At 70.2% G+C, this 16205-nt stretch carries 13 protein-coding genes; all 13 read left to right on the top strand.

The window, feature by feature from the left end; all coding sequences use genetic code 11:
• Positions 1-3 precede the first annotated feature (3 nt).
• The 13 genes from murD (at position 4) to dnaE (ending at position 16202) form a co-directional block, all read left to right on the top strand.
• Positions 4-1533, top strand: coding sequence for a UDP-N-acetylmuramoyl-L-alanine--D-glutamate ligase (gene murD / locus EDF31_RS11865; RefSeq protein ID WP_131846258.1), 1530 nt, complete (start codon positions 4-6; stop codon positions 1531-1533).
• Positions 1502-2761 (top strand): putative lipid II flippase FtsW, encoded by a 1260-nt coding sequence (gene ftsW / locus EDF31_RS11860; RefSeq protein ID WP_131846257.1) that lies wholly within the window; start codon positions 1502-1504, stop codon positions 2759-2761. The genes murD and ftsW overlap by 32 nt, the downstream gene beginning before the upstream one ends.
• Positions 2758-3897 carry an undecaprenyldiphospho-muramoylpentapeptide beta-N-acetylglucosaminyltransferase gene (gene murG, locus EDF31_RS11855; RefSeq protein ID WP_243650002.1) on the top strand — a complete coding sequence of 380 codons (1140 nt, stop codon included), beginning with the start codon at positions 2758-2760 and terminating at the stop codon, positions 3895-3897. The genes ftsW and murG overlap by 4 nt, the downstream gene beginning before the upstream one ends.
• A complete protein-coding gene (murC, locus tag EDF31_RS11850; protein WP_131846256.1) occupies positions 3894-5297 on the top strand; it encodes a UDP-N-acetylmuramate--L-alanine ligase in 1404 nt (467 codons plus the stop codon). The genes murG and murC overlap by 4 nt, the downstream gene beginning before the upstream one ends.
• Entirely contained in the window at positions 5294-6667 is a 1374-nt protein-coding gene (locus EDF31_RS11845; protein ID WP_131846255.1) for an FtsQ-type POTRA domain-containing protein, read from the top strand. Before murC ends, EDF31_RS11845 begins: the two co-directional genes overlap by 4 nt.
• A 145-nt stretch (positions 6668-6812) precedes the next feature.
• A complete protein-coding gene (gene ftsZ / locus EDF31_RS11840) occupies positions 6813-7973 on the top strand; it encodes a cell division protein FtsZ (RefSeq protein WP_111085783.1) in 1161 nt (386 codons plus the stop codon).
• Between the two features lie 7 nt (positions 7974-7980).
• On the top strand, positions 7981-8706 hold the full coding sequence (locus tag EDF31_RS11835) for a YggS family pyridoxal phosphate-dependent enzyme (protein ID WP_131846254.1): 726 nt from the start codon (positions 7981-7983) through the stop codon (positions 8704-8706).
• Positions 8707-8749: 43 nt separating this feature from the next.
• Positions 8750-9328: a cell division protein SepF gene (sepF, locus tag EDF31_RS11830; protein ID WP_131846253.1), complete on the top strand. Its 579-nt coding sequence runs from the start codon at positions 8750-8752 to the stop codon at positions 9326-9328.
• Positions 9329-9399: 71 nt separating this feature from the next.
• A complete protein-coding gene (locus tag EDF31_RS11825; RefSeq protein WP_131846252.1) occupies positions 9400-9696 on the top strand; it encodes a YggT family protein in 297 nt (98 codons plus the stop codon).
• Positions 9697-9927: 231 nt separating this feature from the next.
• Positions 9928-10614, top strand: coding sequence for a DivIVA domain-containing protein (locus EDF31_RS11820; RefSeq protein WP_165901402.1), 687 nt, complete (start codon positions 9928-9930; stop codon positions 10612-10614).
• Positions 10615-10616: 2 nt separating this feature from the next.
• Positions 10617-11288 carry a signal peptidase II gene (gene lspA, locus EDF31_RS11815; RefSeq protein WP_279387365.1) on the top strand — a complete coding sequence of 224 codons (672 nt, stop codon included), beginning with the start codon at positions 10617-10619 and terminating at the stop codon, positions 11286-11288.
• Positions 11285-12214 carry an RluA family pseudouridine synthase gene (locus EDF31_RS11810; protein ID WP_131846251.1) on the top strand — a complete coding sequence of 310 codons (930 nt, stop codon included), beginning with the start codon at positions 11285-11287 and terminating at the stop codon, positions 12212-12214. Before lspA ends, EDF31_RS11810 begins: the two co-directional genes overlap by 4 nt.
• Before the next feature lie 454 nt (positions 12215-12668).
• The gene (gene dnaE / locus EDF31_RS11805) at positions 12669-16202 is read left to right on the top strand and encodes a DNA polymerase III subunit alpha (RefSeq protein WP_123340376.1); all 3534 of its coding nucleotides are present in this window, start codon (positions 12669-12671) and stop codon (positions 16200-16202) included.
• Positions 16203-16205: the final 3 nt, after the last annotated feature.

Genomic DNA, 16205 nt, shown 5'->3' with positions numbered 1-16205 from the left:
CCGGTGTCCTCGTCCTCCCGCCTCCAGTCCCTCGACAGCTGGTACTCCGAAGGGTGGAAGGGCCTGAACGTCGCCGTGCTCGGGCTCGGCGCGACCGGGTTCTCGGTCGCCGACACCCTGGTCGAGCTCGGCGGTGCGGTCACGGTGTACTCGTCCGACGCGCCGTCGGACAGCGTCGACCTGCTCGACGTCATCGGTGCGCGCTTCGTGCAGACGCCGCTCGACACCGTGCCGGCCGCGCTGCAGGAGCAGGCACCGGACGTCGTCATCGTGTCGCCCGGCCTGCCGCCGCACAACGCGACCGTGCAGTGGTCCGTCCAGAACAGCACGGTCTGGGGCGACATCGAGCTCGCCTGGCGCGTGCGCGACAAGGTCGTGCGCGGTCCGGTCGCGGCACCGTGGATCACGATCACGGGCACGAACGGCAAGACCACCACGACGCAGCTCACGACCGCGATGTACGAGGCCGGCGGCCTGCGTGCCGTGGCCTGCGGCAACATCGGCGTGCCGGTGCTCGACGTCGTCCGCGACCCGGACGGCTACGACGTGCTCGTCGTCGAGCTCTCCAGCCACCAGCTGCACTACATGGCGACCTCAGGCGACGGCGCGGTCGTGCCGCTCGCGAGCGCCTGCCTGAACATCGCCGACGACCACCTCGAGTGGCACGGCTCCGCCGCGGCGTACCGCGCCGCGAAGGCCAAGGTCTACGAGCGCACCGTGATGGCGTGCGTCTACAACACCGCCGACGACGTCACGCGCGACATGGTGCAGGACGCCGACGTCGTCGAGGGCTGCCGTGCCGTCGGCTTCACGCCGGGGGTGCCCGCGCCCGGTGACGTCGGCATCGTCGAGGACGTCCTGTGTGACCGCGCCTTCAACGACGACCGTCGGAACAGCGCGCTCGAGCTGTCGACCCTCGCCGACCTCGAGGTCGCCGGGCTCGCCAGCCCGCACATGACGATGAACGTCCTGGCCGCCGCGGCCCTCGCCCGTGCCGGCACCGTCCAGCCGAGTGCGATCCAGTCCGCCGTCCGGGCCTTCCGCGCCGACCACCACCGCACGGAGCTCGTGGCGGAGTCAGCCGGCGTCGCGTGGGTGGACGACTCGAAGGCCACGAACCCGCACGCCGCCACCGCCTCGCTCGCCTCGTTCGACACCGTGGTGTGGATCGTCGGCGGCCTGTTCAAGGGCGTCGACGTCGACGGGCTCGTCGCACGCTTCGGCCCCGAGGTCCGTGCCGTCGTCGTGATCGGCACCGACCGGACCCCCGTCCTGGAGGCATTCGCGCGACACGCGTCCGGGGTGCCGGTGCTCCAGGTGGAGACGACGGACACTGATCAGGTCATGCCCGAGGCGGTCCGGCATGCCGCATCGGTCGCGAGGCCGGGCGACACGGTCCTCCTCGCCCCGGCGGCTGCGTCGTTCGACCAGTTCGGCTCCTACGCCGACCGGGGGCGTCGTTTCGCGGCGGCGGTCCACGAGCACCTGGGAGGCAACGCCGATGGCGACGACGGATCTTCCGAACAGTCGTAGCACGCCGGCGACGGGCACTTCGCGTCGCACGAACGGTGCACTCGTCGCCGTCAAGAACGTCTTCGTCGCCGAGTCCAGCACCTTCTACACGATCCTCGGCGTCACGCTCTTCCTGGTCGTCTTCGGTGTCGTGATGGTCCTGTCGTCGTCGAGCGTCGAGCAGTACGCCGCGACGCACGACTTCTTCGGCGCAGCGTCCCGCCAGGGGCTGTACGCGGTCCTCGGCATCCCGCTCATGCTCGTCGCGAGCCGAATCCCGACACGGCTGTGGCGGAAGTGGGCGATGCGGTTGCTCGGTGCCGCCCTCGTCCTGCAGCTGCTCGTGTACACACCGCTCGGCATCGACGTCCAGGGCAACCGGAACTGGATCGGCATCGGCTCGTTCACCGCGCAGCCGTCCGAGGTCGTCAAGCTCGGCCTGGTGCTCGGCATCGGCGCGATCATGTACGTCAAGCGCGACAAGCTCGACGACTGGAAAGAGGTGTTCATCCCGATCGGGATCGCCTCGCTCCTGTCGCTCGGCCTCGTGATCCTCGGTGGCGACCAGGGCACCGCGATGATCATGCTCATCCTGGTCCTCGGTGCGCTCTACGTCGGCGGGGCCCGCGCGCGGCACCTGCTCGTCGGCTTGGCGGCGATGGCGGTCATGTTGCCGTTCGTCACGATGGCGTCGTCGTCCCGCCAGGTGCGCATCAGCGCGTGGCTGTCCGGCTGCACCGACTCGAACCAGTACGCCGACCTGTGCTGGCAGCCCGTGCACGGCATGTGGGCGCTGGCGTCCGGTGGCGTGTTCGGCGTCGGACTCGGCAACTCCAAGGCGAAGTGGTCGTGGCTGCCCGAGGCGGACAACGACTACATCTTCGCGATCATCGGCGAGGAGCTCGGCCTGATCGGCGCCGTCGTCGTGCTCGCCCTGTTCGTCGTGCTCGCCGTCGGCATGATCAAGATCATCCGGCAGTCCCGCGACCCGTTCGTGAAGACCGTCACGGGCGGCATCCTGGCTTGGATCATCGGCCAGGCGCTCGTGAACATCGCCGTCGTGCTCGGCCTGCTGCCGGTCCTCGGCGTCCCACTGCCGCTGATCTCGGCCGGCGGGTCCGCGCTCATCATGACCCTGGTGGCGATCGGCGTCGTGCTGTCGTTCGCCCGCGACCTGCCCGGGAAGAACGACCCGCGCACCACGAACCCGCCCCTCGACAGCACCACCACGAACGGACGACTCCGGTGAGCAAGTACCTCTTCGCCGGCGGGGGCACCGCCGGACACGTCAACCCCCTGCTCGCGGTCGCCGACCGGCTGACCGAGCGCGAGCCGGATGCCGAGGTGCTCGTCCTGGGCACCGCCGAAGGCCTCGAGTCCCGCCTGGTGCCGATGCGCGGCTACGAGCTCCTGACGATCCCGCGCCTGCCGTTCCCCCGGAAGCTGAACGGCGCGGCCCTCCGCTTCCCGCAGCGCTTCGCCGCGGCCGTCAAGCGCACCGAGCAGATCATCCGCGAGCACGAGGTCGAGGTCGTCCTCGGCGTCGGCGGCTACGCGGCGGCGCCGGCGTACATCGCGGCCCGGCGCACCGGCACCCCGATCGTCGTGCACGAGCAGAACGCGAAGCCGGGGTTGGCGAACCGCCTCGCCGCGTTCCTCACCGAGCACGTCGGCCTGACCTTCTCGAACACCCGACTGCGGCACGGCCGGGTCGTCGGCATGCCGCTCCGGCGCGAGATCGAGTCGCTCGACCGCCGTGCCAGTCGTGCCGAGGCCCTCGCCGAGTTCGGGCTCGACCCGGCTCGCCCGGTGCTCCTCGTCACGGGGGGTTCCTCGGGCGCCCGCAGCATCAACCGCACGATCAACAAGTCCGCGGCGACCATCGTGGGCGCCGGCTGGCAGGTCCTGCACGTCGTCGGTGCCGCGTCGGACATCGGTCCGAGCGACCTCGACGGCTACCACGTGCTCGCCTACTGCGACCGGATGGACCTGGCGTACGCGGCGAGCGACTTCGTCGTGTCCCGCTCCGGCGCCGGCATGGTCTGCGAGCTCACCGCGGTCGGGCTGCCGAGCGTGCTCGTGCCGTACCCTGTCGGCAACGGCGAGCAGCGGCACAACGCGAAGGACGTCGTCGATGCCGGGGGAGCAGTGCTCGTGGCGGACGGGGAATTCGACCCCGACTGGGTGACGTTCCAGCTCCTGACGATCCTGCAGGACCGGGCCCGCATCGCGGACATGACGGTCCGGGCGGGCAGCGTCGGACACCGCGACGGCGCGGACCGGATGACCGACCTCGTCCTGGACGCAGCACGAGGCACCGAACGAGGTGCCGCACGAGGAACCGCACGAGGCAACGGCGCCGCCAGCACCACGGAGGAACCATGACCATCAAGCCGGACCTGACGCAGCCGATCCCGGACGACCTCGGCACCGTGCACTTCGTCGGCATCGGCGGCGCTGGCATGAGCGGCATCGCCCGGATGTTCCTCGCCGCCGGTCGCCGCGTGACGGGCAGCGACTCCCGCGAGACCGAGACGACGGGCATCATGCGCGACCTCGGCGCCGCGGTGCACATCGGCCACGACGCCGCGAACGTCGGCGACGCGGACACGATCGTCGTCACGAGCGCGCTGTGGCCGGACAACCCCGAACTGCTCGAGGCGCAGCGCCGCGGCCTGCCGGTGCTGCACCGGTCCCAGGCCCTCGCCGCCCTCATCGCCGAGCACCGCCTCGTCGCGGTCGCCGGCGCGCACGGCAAGACCACCTCGACCGGCATGATCGTCACCGCGATGGTCGAGCTCGGCCTCGACCCGAGCTTCGTCAACGGCGGCGTCATCCAGTCGCTCGGCACGAGCTCGGCGCCGGGCTCGAGCGACCTGTTCGTGGTCGAGGCCGACGAGTCCGACGGCTCGTTCCTGCTCTACGACGTCGCCGTGGCCCTGATCACGAACGTCGACGCCGACCACCTCGACCACTACGGCAGCGAGGAGGCCTTCACCGACGCGTTCGTCGAGTTCGCCGCGAAGGCGAGCGAGCGCGTCGTCATCTCGAGCGACGACGCCGGCGCGAAGACCGTCACGGCGGGCATCCGCGCGCGTGCCGACGCCCCCGAGGTCGTCACCTTCGGCGAGGCCGTCGACGCCGACGTGCGCATCGAGCGGATCATCGAGTCCGCGGGCGTCGAGGTCGCGTTCCGCGCCGGTGGCGAGGCACACCACCTGACCCTCCGCGTGCCGGGCCGGCACAACGCGATCAACGCCGTCGGCGCCTTCGCGGTCCTGACCGGTCTGGGAGTGAGCGCCGCCGACGCGATCCGCGGGCTCGAGGCCTTCGGCGGCACCCAGCGCCGCTTCGAACTGCACGGTGTCGAGCGCGGGGTGTCGGTCTACGACGACTACGCGCACCACCCGACCGAGGTCGCCGCGGCGCTCAAGGCCGCCCGCAACGTCGTCGGCGACGGCCGCATCATCGCGATCCACCAACCCCACCTGTACTCGCGCACCCGTCTGATGGCCGGTGACTTCGCGCGGGTCTACGAGGAGCTCGCCGACCACACGGTCGTCCTCGACGTCTACGGTGCGCGCGAGGACCCGGAGCCCGGCGTCACCGGCGCCCTGGTGCAGGAGCGCTTCGCCGACCAGTCCCGCGTGGAGTTCCTGCCGGACTGGGACGAGGCCGCCGCCCGTGCCGCCGCGGTCGCCCGCGACGGCGACATCATCATGACGCTCAGCTGCGGTGACGTGTACCGGATCATCCCGCAGGTGCTGGGAGCGTTGGGCCGGTGAGGCGACCCGAGGGGTTCGACGAGGGGGACGCCCGCAGGGACGCCCCGGTCGAGGGCGCCGACGCGCCTCGGCAGCGTCGTGGCCCCTCGATGCCGCGGCTCCCGTTCCGCGGGCGCACACCCGACGACCGGGAGGCCCGTCCCACGCCCGACGAGTCGGCTGCGGTCGACGAGGCCCCGGCCGTCACTCCCGCACCCGGTTCCTCCGGATCGCGCCCCCCAGCGGTCGGTGCGCCCCCGAGCACCGGGGCGCGACGGCCGTCCGCGGGCGCGGAACCGACCACCGATGCCGCAGACTCGACGCGCGACCGCGTCGGCGCCCTCGCGGGCGCGGCCGGCCGCCGCGTCGGCGCCGGCTTCGGCGCCGTCGCCGACCGCCTGCGCGAGTACACACCGGACGAGGAGCACCGCGACCCGCGCCCCGACGCGGGCAACGCGCCCCGAGGAGACGGGGCGCGACGACCGTCCGGGGGCGCGGCGGGCAGTGCACGCGAGCACGACGCGACCGTGACCGACGTGCTCGACGCTGGGAGTGCCTCCCGGCCGGTCCAGCACGACGACGCACCCATCGGTGCCGGTGTCCGCGCTGCCGAGACCGCGCGTGAGGCGCGCATCGCGAAGCGTCGCCGTCGCCTGCTCGAGCGGGCCGAGGTGCGGCGGTTCACCCGGCGCAGTCGCCACCGTCGCGCCGCGTGGATCACCGCGGCCGGCATCGTGCTCGTGCTCGGCGTCTCGATCCTGGTGGCGGTGTTCTCGCCGCTGATGGCCCTGCAGACGATCGAGGTCAAGGGCACCAACCGCGTCGACGAGACCGCGCTGCGGCAGGCCCTGTCCGACCAGATCGGCACCCCGCTCGCGCGGCTCGACTTCGACGAGATCAAGCAGGACATCGCCGGCTTCCCGCTCATCGAGAGCTACGTGACCGAAGAGGCCCCGCCGCACACCCTCGTCGTGACGGTGACCGAGCGCACGCCCGTCGTCGCCGTGAAGTCCGGCAGCTCGTTCGACCTCGTCGACCCGGCCGGCATCGTCGTGCAGTCGTCGCCGCAGCGTCCGGCCACCATGCCGCTCGCCGACATCGCCCGTGCGCGCCTCGGGTCCTCGAGCTTCCGCACGATGACCGAGGTCGTGCTGGCGCTGCCGTCGACCGTCCGGTCGCAGGTCACGCGGGTCGCCGGGTCCACCGCCGACGACGTGACCCTGACGCTCAAGGACGGCTCGACCGTCGTGTGGGGGAGCCCCGACGACTCCGAGGCGAAGGCCGCGCTGCTCGCCGCCCTGGTGAAGGACCACGCGGCGCGGAACCCGGGCGTCGTGGTCGAGTACGACGTATCCGCACCGGACAACGGCGTGATCCGCGCGAAGGACTGAATTGCCGACCTGATCGGCGACACGCGGCGTGGCGGGGCGACAGTGCGCGGAACCCACCCGTAGCGTCGAAGCCAGCACCACATCTACCAGCATTGCCCCTGAACTTCAAGTAGAGGTTGAGGGTTCAACCGGAGGCCTGACTGACGTGACCACGAACCACAACTACCTCGCCGTCATCAAGGTCGTCGGTGTCGGCGGCGGCGGCGTCAACGCCGTCAACCGGATGATCGAACTCGGCCTCCGTGGCGTCGAGTTCATCGCGATCAACACCGACGCGCAGGCGCTGCTGCTCAGCGACGCCGACGTCAAGCTCGACGTCGGCCGCGAGATCACCCGCGGCCTCGGCGCCGGCGCGGACCCCGAGGTCGGCCGTCGTGCCGCCGAGGACCACGCCGAGGAGATCGAAGAGGCCCTCGCCGGTGCCGACATGGTCTTCGTCACCGCCGGTGAAGGCGGTGGGACCGGCACGGGTGGTGCGCCCGTCGTCGCCCGCATCGCCAAGTCGATCGGCGCCCTCACCATCGGTGTCGTCACGAAGCCGTTCAGCTTCGAGGGCAAGCGTCGCCAGTCCCAGGCCGAGAACGGTGTCGCCGGGCTCAAGGACGAGGTCGACACGCTCATCGTCGTGCCGAACGACCGCCTGCTCGAGATCAGCGACCGCGGCATCTCGATGGTCGAGGCGTTCGCCACGGCCGACCAGGTGCTCCTCGCCGGCGTGCAGGGCATCACCGACCTCATCACCACCCCGGGTCTCATCAACCTCGACTTCGCCGACGTCAAGTCCGTCATGCAGGGTGCGGGTTCCGCGCTCATGGGCATCGGCTCGTCGCGCGGCGCCGACCGTGCCATCAAGGCCGCCGAGCTCGCCGTCGCGTCCCCGCTGCTCGAGGCCTCGATCGACGGAGCGCACGGTGTGCTGCTCTCGATCCAGGGTGGCTCGAACCTCGGCATCTTCGAGATCAACGACGCCGCGCGTCTGGTGCAGGAAGCCGTGCACCCCGAGGCGAACATCATCTTCGGTGCGGTCATCGACGACACCCTCGGCGACGAGGTCCGCGTGACCGTCATCGCCGCGGGCTTCGACGGCGGCGAGCCGGCGCAGCAGCAGAAGGAGCGTCGCTCGAGCTACGTCGACCCCGAGTCGAGCGCGACGGCCCCCGTCGCCGCCTCGACCGGTGCGATCGAGGACTCCAGCACGTCGAGCCCCTCCTGGGCCTCGCAGGAACACCAGCCGCCGGTGCAGCGCGCCGCCGACCCGGCGTTCGACGACGACGACGAGCTCGACGTCCCCGACTTCCTGAAGTAACCCCTCCTTGGTAGCAGACACGCGCCTCCCGTCCGCCTCGTCATCAGACGACGGACTGGAGGCGCGTCTCGCGTCCGTCAGAGGTGGCATCGCCGACGCGGCGCGCGCCGCAGGGCGCTCGGCCGACGACCTCACGCTGATCGTCGTCACGAAGTACCACCCGGCGTCACTCGTCCGTGCGCTGGCGTCACTCGGCGTCACCGACGTGGGGGAGAACCGCCACCAAGAGGCACAGGCCAAGGCCGCGGAGCTCGCCGACCTCGACCTGACCTGGCACTTCATCGGGCAGCTGCAGTCGAAGAAGGCCCGGCAGGTCCGTCGCTACGCGCACGTCGTGCAGTCCCTCGACCGCACGTCGGTCGTGGATGCCTTCGCACCGACCGAGGCCGAGCCGGATCCACCGGTCATCGACGGGTTCGTGCAGGTCAACCTGACCGACGACCCCGGCCGCGGCGGCGTGCAACCGGAAGACGTCGAGGCGATGGCCGCACGCGTGCTCGAGACCGGCACCATCCGGTTGCGCGGGGTCATGGCCGTCGCGCCGCTGGACGAGGAGCCCCGTGCGGCGTTCGCTCGGCTGCGGGCGATCTCGGACCAGGTGGTGGCGCTCGAGCCCGGCGCCACCGACATCTCGGCCGGCATGAGCGGCGACTACGCCGACGCCGTGCTCGAGGGCGCGACACACCTGCGGATCGGTACCGCAATCACGGGAAATCGGCCGGCGGCACCCTAGCCTCGTTGCAGGGCATCCACGTGCACCAACCTCCGGAGGAACCATGGCCAACCCGCTGAAGAAGACGATGGTCTACCTCGGCCTCGCCGACGAGGAACTCGACTACGAGGACGAGCAGCCGCAGCAGGCCGCGCCCACGCGCCAGCAGGCTCCCGCCACTCCGGCCGCAGCCCCGCAGGATGCCCCCGCCCCGGCGGACGCTCCCGCGGCCGCCGCAGCTCCGGCAGCGGCCCCGGCCGCCGCTCCCGCGAAGACGCACACCCACCAGCGCGGCGCCCAGGTCACTCCGCTCCGCCGCTCGCACACGACCGCACAGAAGGCGACCCCGGTCCAGGAAATGAACGAGATCCTCACCGTCCACCCGCGCGAGTACAAGGACGCCCAGTCCATCGCCGAGAGCTTCCGCGACGGGATCCCCGTCATCATCAACCTCTCGCAGATGACCGAGAACGACGCCCGACGCATGATCGACTTCGCCTCCGGCCTGTCGCTCGGCCTGTACGGCAAGATCGAGCGCGTCACGAACAAGGTCTTCCTGCTGTCGCCCGCACACGTCGCAGTGAGCGGTGAGCCGGCTGAGGTAGAGTCCGACATCGAGGCGAACTTCTTCGCCCAGTCCTGAGCCGTCCCCCGGCCACCCGCCCGTGAGCGTCGTCGCATGACGGCACTCGCCCGAGACGAGCGAGCCCCATCGTGTCCGTGATCCTAGGGATCATCTCCCTCGCCCTCCTGCTGTACTTCTTCGTCATGTGGGGGCGGTTCGCGCTCGACCTCGTGCAGAACTTCAACCGGTCCTGGCGGCCGCGCGGGGGGCTGCTCGTGGTCTCCGAGTTCGTCTACACGATCACCGATCCGCCGATCCGCGCGGTCCAGCGGGTCCTGCCGCCGCTCCGCATGGGGCCGGTGGCACTCGACTTCGGCTGGACGATCGTCATGCTCGTCGTGATCATCGCCCGGGTCGTCGTCAACGGCATCGCCGTCGCGGTCTGACCCGATCCAGGTCCGTTCCTGGCTCGATCCCGGCCCGCTCGTGGGTCGATCCAGGTCCGCGACACGCGCCGCGCCGATGCAGCGGTCGTCGTTCCTCCCCGTCGTCGGTGTACGGTGGTCGGGATCGATGCTCGCCTCCGGCGCGGCATCCGCACCACACGTGGTGACTGGTAAGTTCGGTCACGACGCAAGTGGTTCCACACGTTCAGCAGTTCTATTGAGGTGACGGCAATGGCTTTGACGCCGGAAGACGTAGTCAACAAGCGGTTCCAGCCGACGAAGTTCCGCGAGGGCTACGACCAGGACGAGGTCGACGACTTCCTCGACGAGGTCGTGGTCGAGCTGCGTCGCCTGACCGCGGAGAACGACGAGCTCCGCCAGCGCCTGCAGGCGGTCGAGTCGGCCCCGCAGTCGGCGCAGACCGAGCAGCCCGCTCCCGCGGCAGAACCCGAGCCGGAGCCCGTGCCGGCCCCGGTCGAGGCGGCTCCCGAGCCCGCTCCGGTCGCAGCGGCCGCCCCGGCGACCACGGTCCCGGCGGACGAGGATACCGAGGGCACCACGAACCTCCTGACGCTCGCGCGTCGTCTCCACGAGGAGCACGTCCGCGAAGGCGTCGAGAAGCGCGACGCGCTCATCGCCGAGGGCACCGCCCAGGCAGCGCGTCTCGTGTCCGAGGCCGAGGCCAAGCAGCGCCAGATCATCGCCGACACCGAGAACACGAACCGTCAGCGTGTCCAGGTGCTCGAGCAGGAGCAGCGCCAGCTCGAGGGCAAGATCGACGAGCTCCGGACGTTCGAGCGCGACTACCGCGCCCAGCTCAAGAGCTACATCCAGGGGCAGCTCTCCGAGCTCGACTCCTCGAACGAGCAGTCCGGTCTCACCCCGGCGCCGGCATCGGCGCAGGGCTTCGGCAACTGACGTTGTCACGACCAGCATCACGAGCGAAGGTCAGTGTCCGCGCAATCGCGGCACTGGCCTTCGCCGCTGTCGTGGTGGTGGCGTTCGACCAGGTCGCGAAGGCACTGGTCGTCGCGAACCTGCCGTACGGCACCCCCGTCCCGATCCTGGGCGGGGCGCTCCAGTTCCTGTACGTCCGGAACCCCGGGGCGGCGTTCTCCTTCGCGGTGAACATGACGTGGGTGTTCTCGATCATCTCGGCGGCGGTCGTCGTCGCGATCATCATCTACTCGCGTCGGATCCGGTCGATGTGGTGGGCGGTCGTGCTCGGCATGCTGCTCGGCGGCGCGCTCGGCAACCTGATCGACCGACTCTTCCGTGAGCCCGGCTTCGGCCGCGGCCACGTGGTCGACTTCATCTCGACGCCGTGGATGATGCCGGCGATCTACAACGTCGCCGACTCGTTCATCTGCATCAGCATGGTGGTCTTCGTGCTGCTGGTGATCCTCGGGGTGAACCTCGACGGGTCCCGCACGGTGTCCGCCAAGCGCGGCGCTGCGCAGGCGGACACGACGGAGCCGCTCGACGGCGGGGCCGCGTTCTCGTCAGCTGACGCTGCTGTCGACGAGCCGACCCGCGCCTCCAGGCCGAACGACGGCGACCGGCGCGACGCGCTGGGGCACGACGCCACGTGAGCGAGTCGCGTTCCCTTCCCGTCCCCGACGGGCTCGCCGGCGAGCGTGTCGACGCCGCCATCGCGAAGCTCCTCGGGTTCAGCCGGTCGTTCGCGGCCGACGTGGTCGCCGCCGGTGGGGTCCGGGTAGACGGCGTCCCCGTCGACAAATCCGACCGCCTGCACGCCGACTCGTGGCTCGAGGTCGAGTGGTCCCCGAAGGAGCCGCCGCGCATCGTGCCGGCGGCCGTGCCCGGGATGACGATCGTGCACGACGACGAGGACATCGTCGTCGTCGACAAGCCCGTCGGCGTCGCCGCACACCCCTCGCCCGGCTGGGACGGCCCGACCGTGCCCGGCGGCCTCGCCGCTGCTGGGTTCACCATCGCGACCTCGGGCGCCGCCGAGCGAGCGGGCATCGTGCACCGCCTCGACGTCGGCACGTCGGGACTCATGGTCGTCGCGAAGACCGAGCTCGCGTACACGCACCTCAAGCGGGCGTTCAAGGAGCGCACGGTCGAGAAGGTCTACCACGCCCTCGCGCAGGGGCACCCCGACCCGACCTCCGGCACCGTCGACGCCCCGATCGGTCGGCACCCGTCGAGCGACTGGAAGTTCGCGGTGACCGCCGACGGCAAGCCGAGCGTCACCCACTACGAGACCCTCGAGGCGTTCCGGTCGGCGACCCTGCTCGAGGTGCACCTCGAGACCGGGCGCACCCACCAGATCCGCGTGCACATGGCCGCGACCCGCCACCCGCTGGTCGGTGACGCGATGTACGGCGCCGACCCGGTCCTGGCGCAGGAGCTCGGGCTGACCCGCCAGTGGCTCGACGCCGTGCGACTCGGGTTCGACCACCCGCGCACCGGCGAGTGGGTGTCGTTCCAGGCGGAGTACCCCGACGACCTGCGCCTCGCGCTCGACCGCATCCGAGCCGCTTCGTCCTGACGGGCGTGCGCGTCGTCGCGCCGGTCGCGCCGTCGCGTCGGTCGCGCCGGTCGCGTCGTCGCGTCGTCCCGCTGAGGTTCCGAAATCTCGGCATCTAGGCGCGCTGTGCGTCGGTCTGTGGAACCCCGGCGGAGCGCACGCGGCGTGTTGTGGAACTCCGGCGGGGGAGCGACGGGCGTGTCGCGCGTGACGAGCGCGTGACGCCCACCCCCGGCCGGGAGGCCCGTGGCGCCGCCGCCCCGTGCCTCCCGTCCGCCACGCGCGGGCTCCACCGCCGTGGGGACACGATCTGCAGGCTTCGGGCCCGCCGAGCGACGGTTCCTGCACCCTCGCCGGGCTGCGCGCGGCGTGTCGTGCGACCTCGGTGTCGGACCGCTCGGACACGCGCGGGTTTGTCCGCGGTCGCGGTTAGGCTGTTCGCGTCCCGCAAGCAGCTCGTTCGACCGGAGGTTCCGTGGCGGATTCCGACTCCTTCGTCCACCTGCACGTGCACAGCGAGTACTCGATGCTCGACGGCGCGGCCAGGCTCGGCGACCTCGTGCAGGAGACCGCTGCGCAGGGCATGCCGGCCGTGGCGGTGACCGACCACGGCAACATGTTCGGCGCCTTCGAGTTCTGGAAGGCCGCCAAGGCCGGCGGCGTCAAGCCGATCATCGGGACCGAGGCGTACATCACGCCCCGGACGCACCGCACGGACAAGACCCGTGTGCGGTGGGGCGACGGCGGTGGGGACGACGTCTCCGGTGCCGGTTCGTACACGCACATGACGATGTTCGCCGAGAACACGACGGGCATGCACAACCTGTTCCGGCTGTCGTCGAAGGCGTCGCTCGAGGGCTACTACTTCAAGCCGCGCATGGACATCGAGCTGCTCGAGGAGTACCACGAGGGCATCATCGCCACGACGGGGTGCCCGTCGGGCGAGGTCCAGACGCGCCTGCGCCTCGGCCAGTACGACGAAGCCGTCAAGGCCGCCGCCGACTACCGCGACATCTTCGGCAAGGAGAACTACTTCGCCGAGGTCATGGACCACGGACTCGAGATCGAGCGTCGGATCATGAGCGACCTGATCCGGCTGGCGAAGGACCTCGACATCCCGCTGGTCGGCACGAACGACTTGCACTACACGCACGCGCACGACGCCAAGTCGCACGCGGCCCTGCTGTGCGTGCAGTCGGGTTCGACGCTGAACGACCCGAACCGGTTCAAGTTCGACGCCGACGAGTTCTACCTGAAGTCCCCGCAGCAGATGCGGCACGTCTTCCGCGACAACCCCGAGGCCTGCGACAACACGCTGCTCATCGCCGAGCGGTGCAACGTCGAGTTCGACACCTCGGCGAACTACATGCCGAAGTTCCCGGTGCCGGCGGGCGAGACCGAGCACTCCTGGTTCGAGAAAGAGGTCGCGAAGGGGCTGGACTACCGGTACCCCGACGGCATCCCGGCCGAGGTGCAGGAGCGTGCCGACTACGAGGTCGGCATCATCAACCAGATGGGGTTCCCGGGGTACTTCCTCGTGGTCTCCGACTTCATCCTGTGGTCGAAGAACAACGGCATCCGCGTCGGCCCCGGCCGTGGTTCCGGTGCCGGCTCGATGGTCGCGTACGCGATGCGCATCACCGACCTCGACCCGATCCGGCACGGCCTGATCTTCGAGCGGTTCCTGAACCCGGACCGCGTCTCGATGCCCGACTTCGACGTCGACTTCGACGACCGGCGCCGCGGTGAGGCGATCAAGTACGTCACCGAGAAGTACGGGTCGGAGCGCGTCGCGCAGATCGTCACGTACGGCACGATCAAGGCGAAGCAGGCGCTGAAGGACTCCTCGCGCGTCCTCGGGTTCCCGTTCGGCATGGGCGAGAAGCTCACCAAGGCGATGCCGCCGCCCGTGATGGGCAAGGACATCCCGCTCACCGGGATCTTCGACAAGGACCACCCGCGCTACAAGGAAGCCGTCGACGTCCGCACCGTGGTCGAGAACGACCCCGAGGCGAAGACCGTCTTCGACACCGCGCTCGGGCTCGAGGGGCTGAAGCGCCAGTGGGGCGTGCACGCGGCCGGCGTCATCATGTCGAGCGACCCGCTCATCGACATCATCCCGATCATGAAGCGGGAGCAGGACGGCCAGGTCGTCACGCAGTTCGACTACCCGGCAGCGGAGTCGCTCGGCCTGATCAAGATGGACTTCCTGGGGCTCCGCAACCTCACGATCATCAGTGACGCCCTCGACAACATCAAGAACAACCGTGGCATCGAGCTCGACCTCGAGACCATGGGGCTCGAGGACCCCGAGGCGTACGCGCTCCTGCAGCGCGGTGACACGCTCGGTGTCTTCCAGCTCGACGGTGGGCCGATGCGTGGCCTGCTGCGTCTGATGAAGCCCGACAACTTCGAGGACATCTCCGCGCTCATCGCCCTGTACCGTCCGGGCCCCATGGGTGCGAACTCGCACACGAACTACGCGCTCCGCAAGAACGGCGAGCAGGCGATCACGCCGATCCACCCGGAGCTCGAAGAGCCCCTGGCGGAGATCCTCGGCGGGACCTACGGCCTGATCATCTACCAGGAGCAGGTCATGGCCATCGCGCAGAAGGTCGCGGGGTTCTCCCTCGGCCAGGCGGACATCCTCCGCCGCGCGATGGGCAAGAAGAAGAAGTCCGAGCTCGACAAGCAGTACGCGGGCTTCGAGAAGGGCATGCTGGACAACGGCTACTCGGCCGCGGCGATCAAGATGCTGTGGGACATCCTGCTGCCGTTCTCCGACTACGCGTTCAACAAGGCGCACTCCGCCGCGTACGGCGTCGTCTCGTTCTGGACCGCCTACCTGAAGGCGCACTACCCGGCCGAGTACATGGCGGCGCTGCTCACCTCGGTGGGCGACGCCCGCGACAAGCTCGCGCTGTACCTGAACGAGTGCCGCCGCATGGGCATCAAGGTCATGCCGCCGGACGTCAACGAGTCGATCGGCTTCTTCGCCGCTGTCGGTGAGGACATCCGGTTCGGCATGGGCGCGATCCGCAACGTCGGGTTCAACGTCGTCGACGACATCGTGAAGGCCCGCACCGACAAGGGCGCGTTCGAGTCGTTCCACGACTTCCTGCGCAAGATCCCGATCTCGTCGGCGAACAAGCGGACCGTCGAGTCGCTCATCAAGGCGGGTGCCTTCGACGAGTTCGGCGATTCCCGCCGCGCCCTGGTCGAGATCCACGAGGGCGCGGTCGAAGGCGCCGTCAAGGTCAAGCGTGACGAGGCCCACGGCAACGTCGGCTTCGACTTCGACTCGCTGTTCGCCGAGGTCGCCGAGGAATCACCGGCCACCGGTCCGGTGTCACAGGTGCCCGACCGTCCGGAGTGGTCCAAGCGCGACAAGCTCGCGTTCGAGCGCGACATGCTCGGCCTCTACGTCTCCGACCACCCGCTCGCGGGGCTCGAGATCGAGCTCGCGAAGCACCAGTCGATCACCATCGCCGACCTCATCGCGGCCGACGACTCGGTCGAGGGCGAGACCGTCACGGTCGCGGGTCTGCTGACGAGCGTGCAGCACCGGGTGGCGAAGACGAGCGGCAACCCGTACGGCATCGTCGACATCGAGGACTTCGGCGGTCAGATCGGCGTGATGTTCCTCGGCAAGACCTACCAGGAGTTCGGTCCGTCGCTCGTGGCCGACTCGATCGTGGTCCTGCGCGGTCGTGTGAACGTCCGCGACGACGGCAAGGCCCTGCACGCAGTGAGCATGTTCCAGCCGGCGATCGGCGACGCGATGGGCTCCGGCCCGCTCACGTTGTCGTTGCCGGAACGGCAGGCCACCACGTCCACGGTGACGGAGCTCGCCGCCGTGCTCGGACGGCACCAGGGCGAGACCGAGGTCCGGCTGAAGCTGCTGAAGGACGACGTCGCGCGCACGTTCGAGTTGCCGTTCCCGGTGAACCTGACACCCGACCTGTTCGGCGAGCTGAAGAGCCTGCTCGGGCCGCGCTGCCTGGTGTAGCGG

The sequence above is a fragment of the Curtobacterium sp. PhB142 genome (genome assembly GCF_004341255.1).
Taxonomy (GTDB): Bacteria; Actinomycetota; Actinomycetes; order Actinomycetales; family Microbacteriaceae; genus Curtobacterium.
This window is presented reverse-complemented; position numbering and strand designations above follow the sequence as displayed.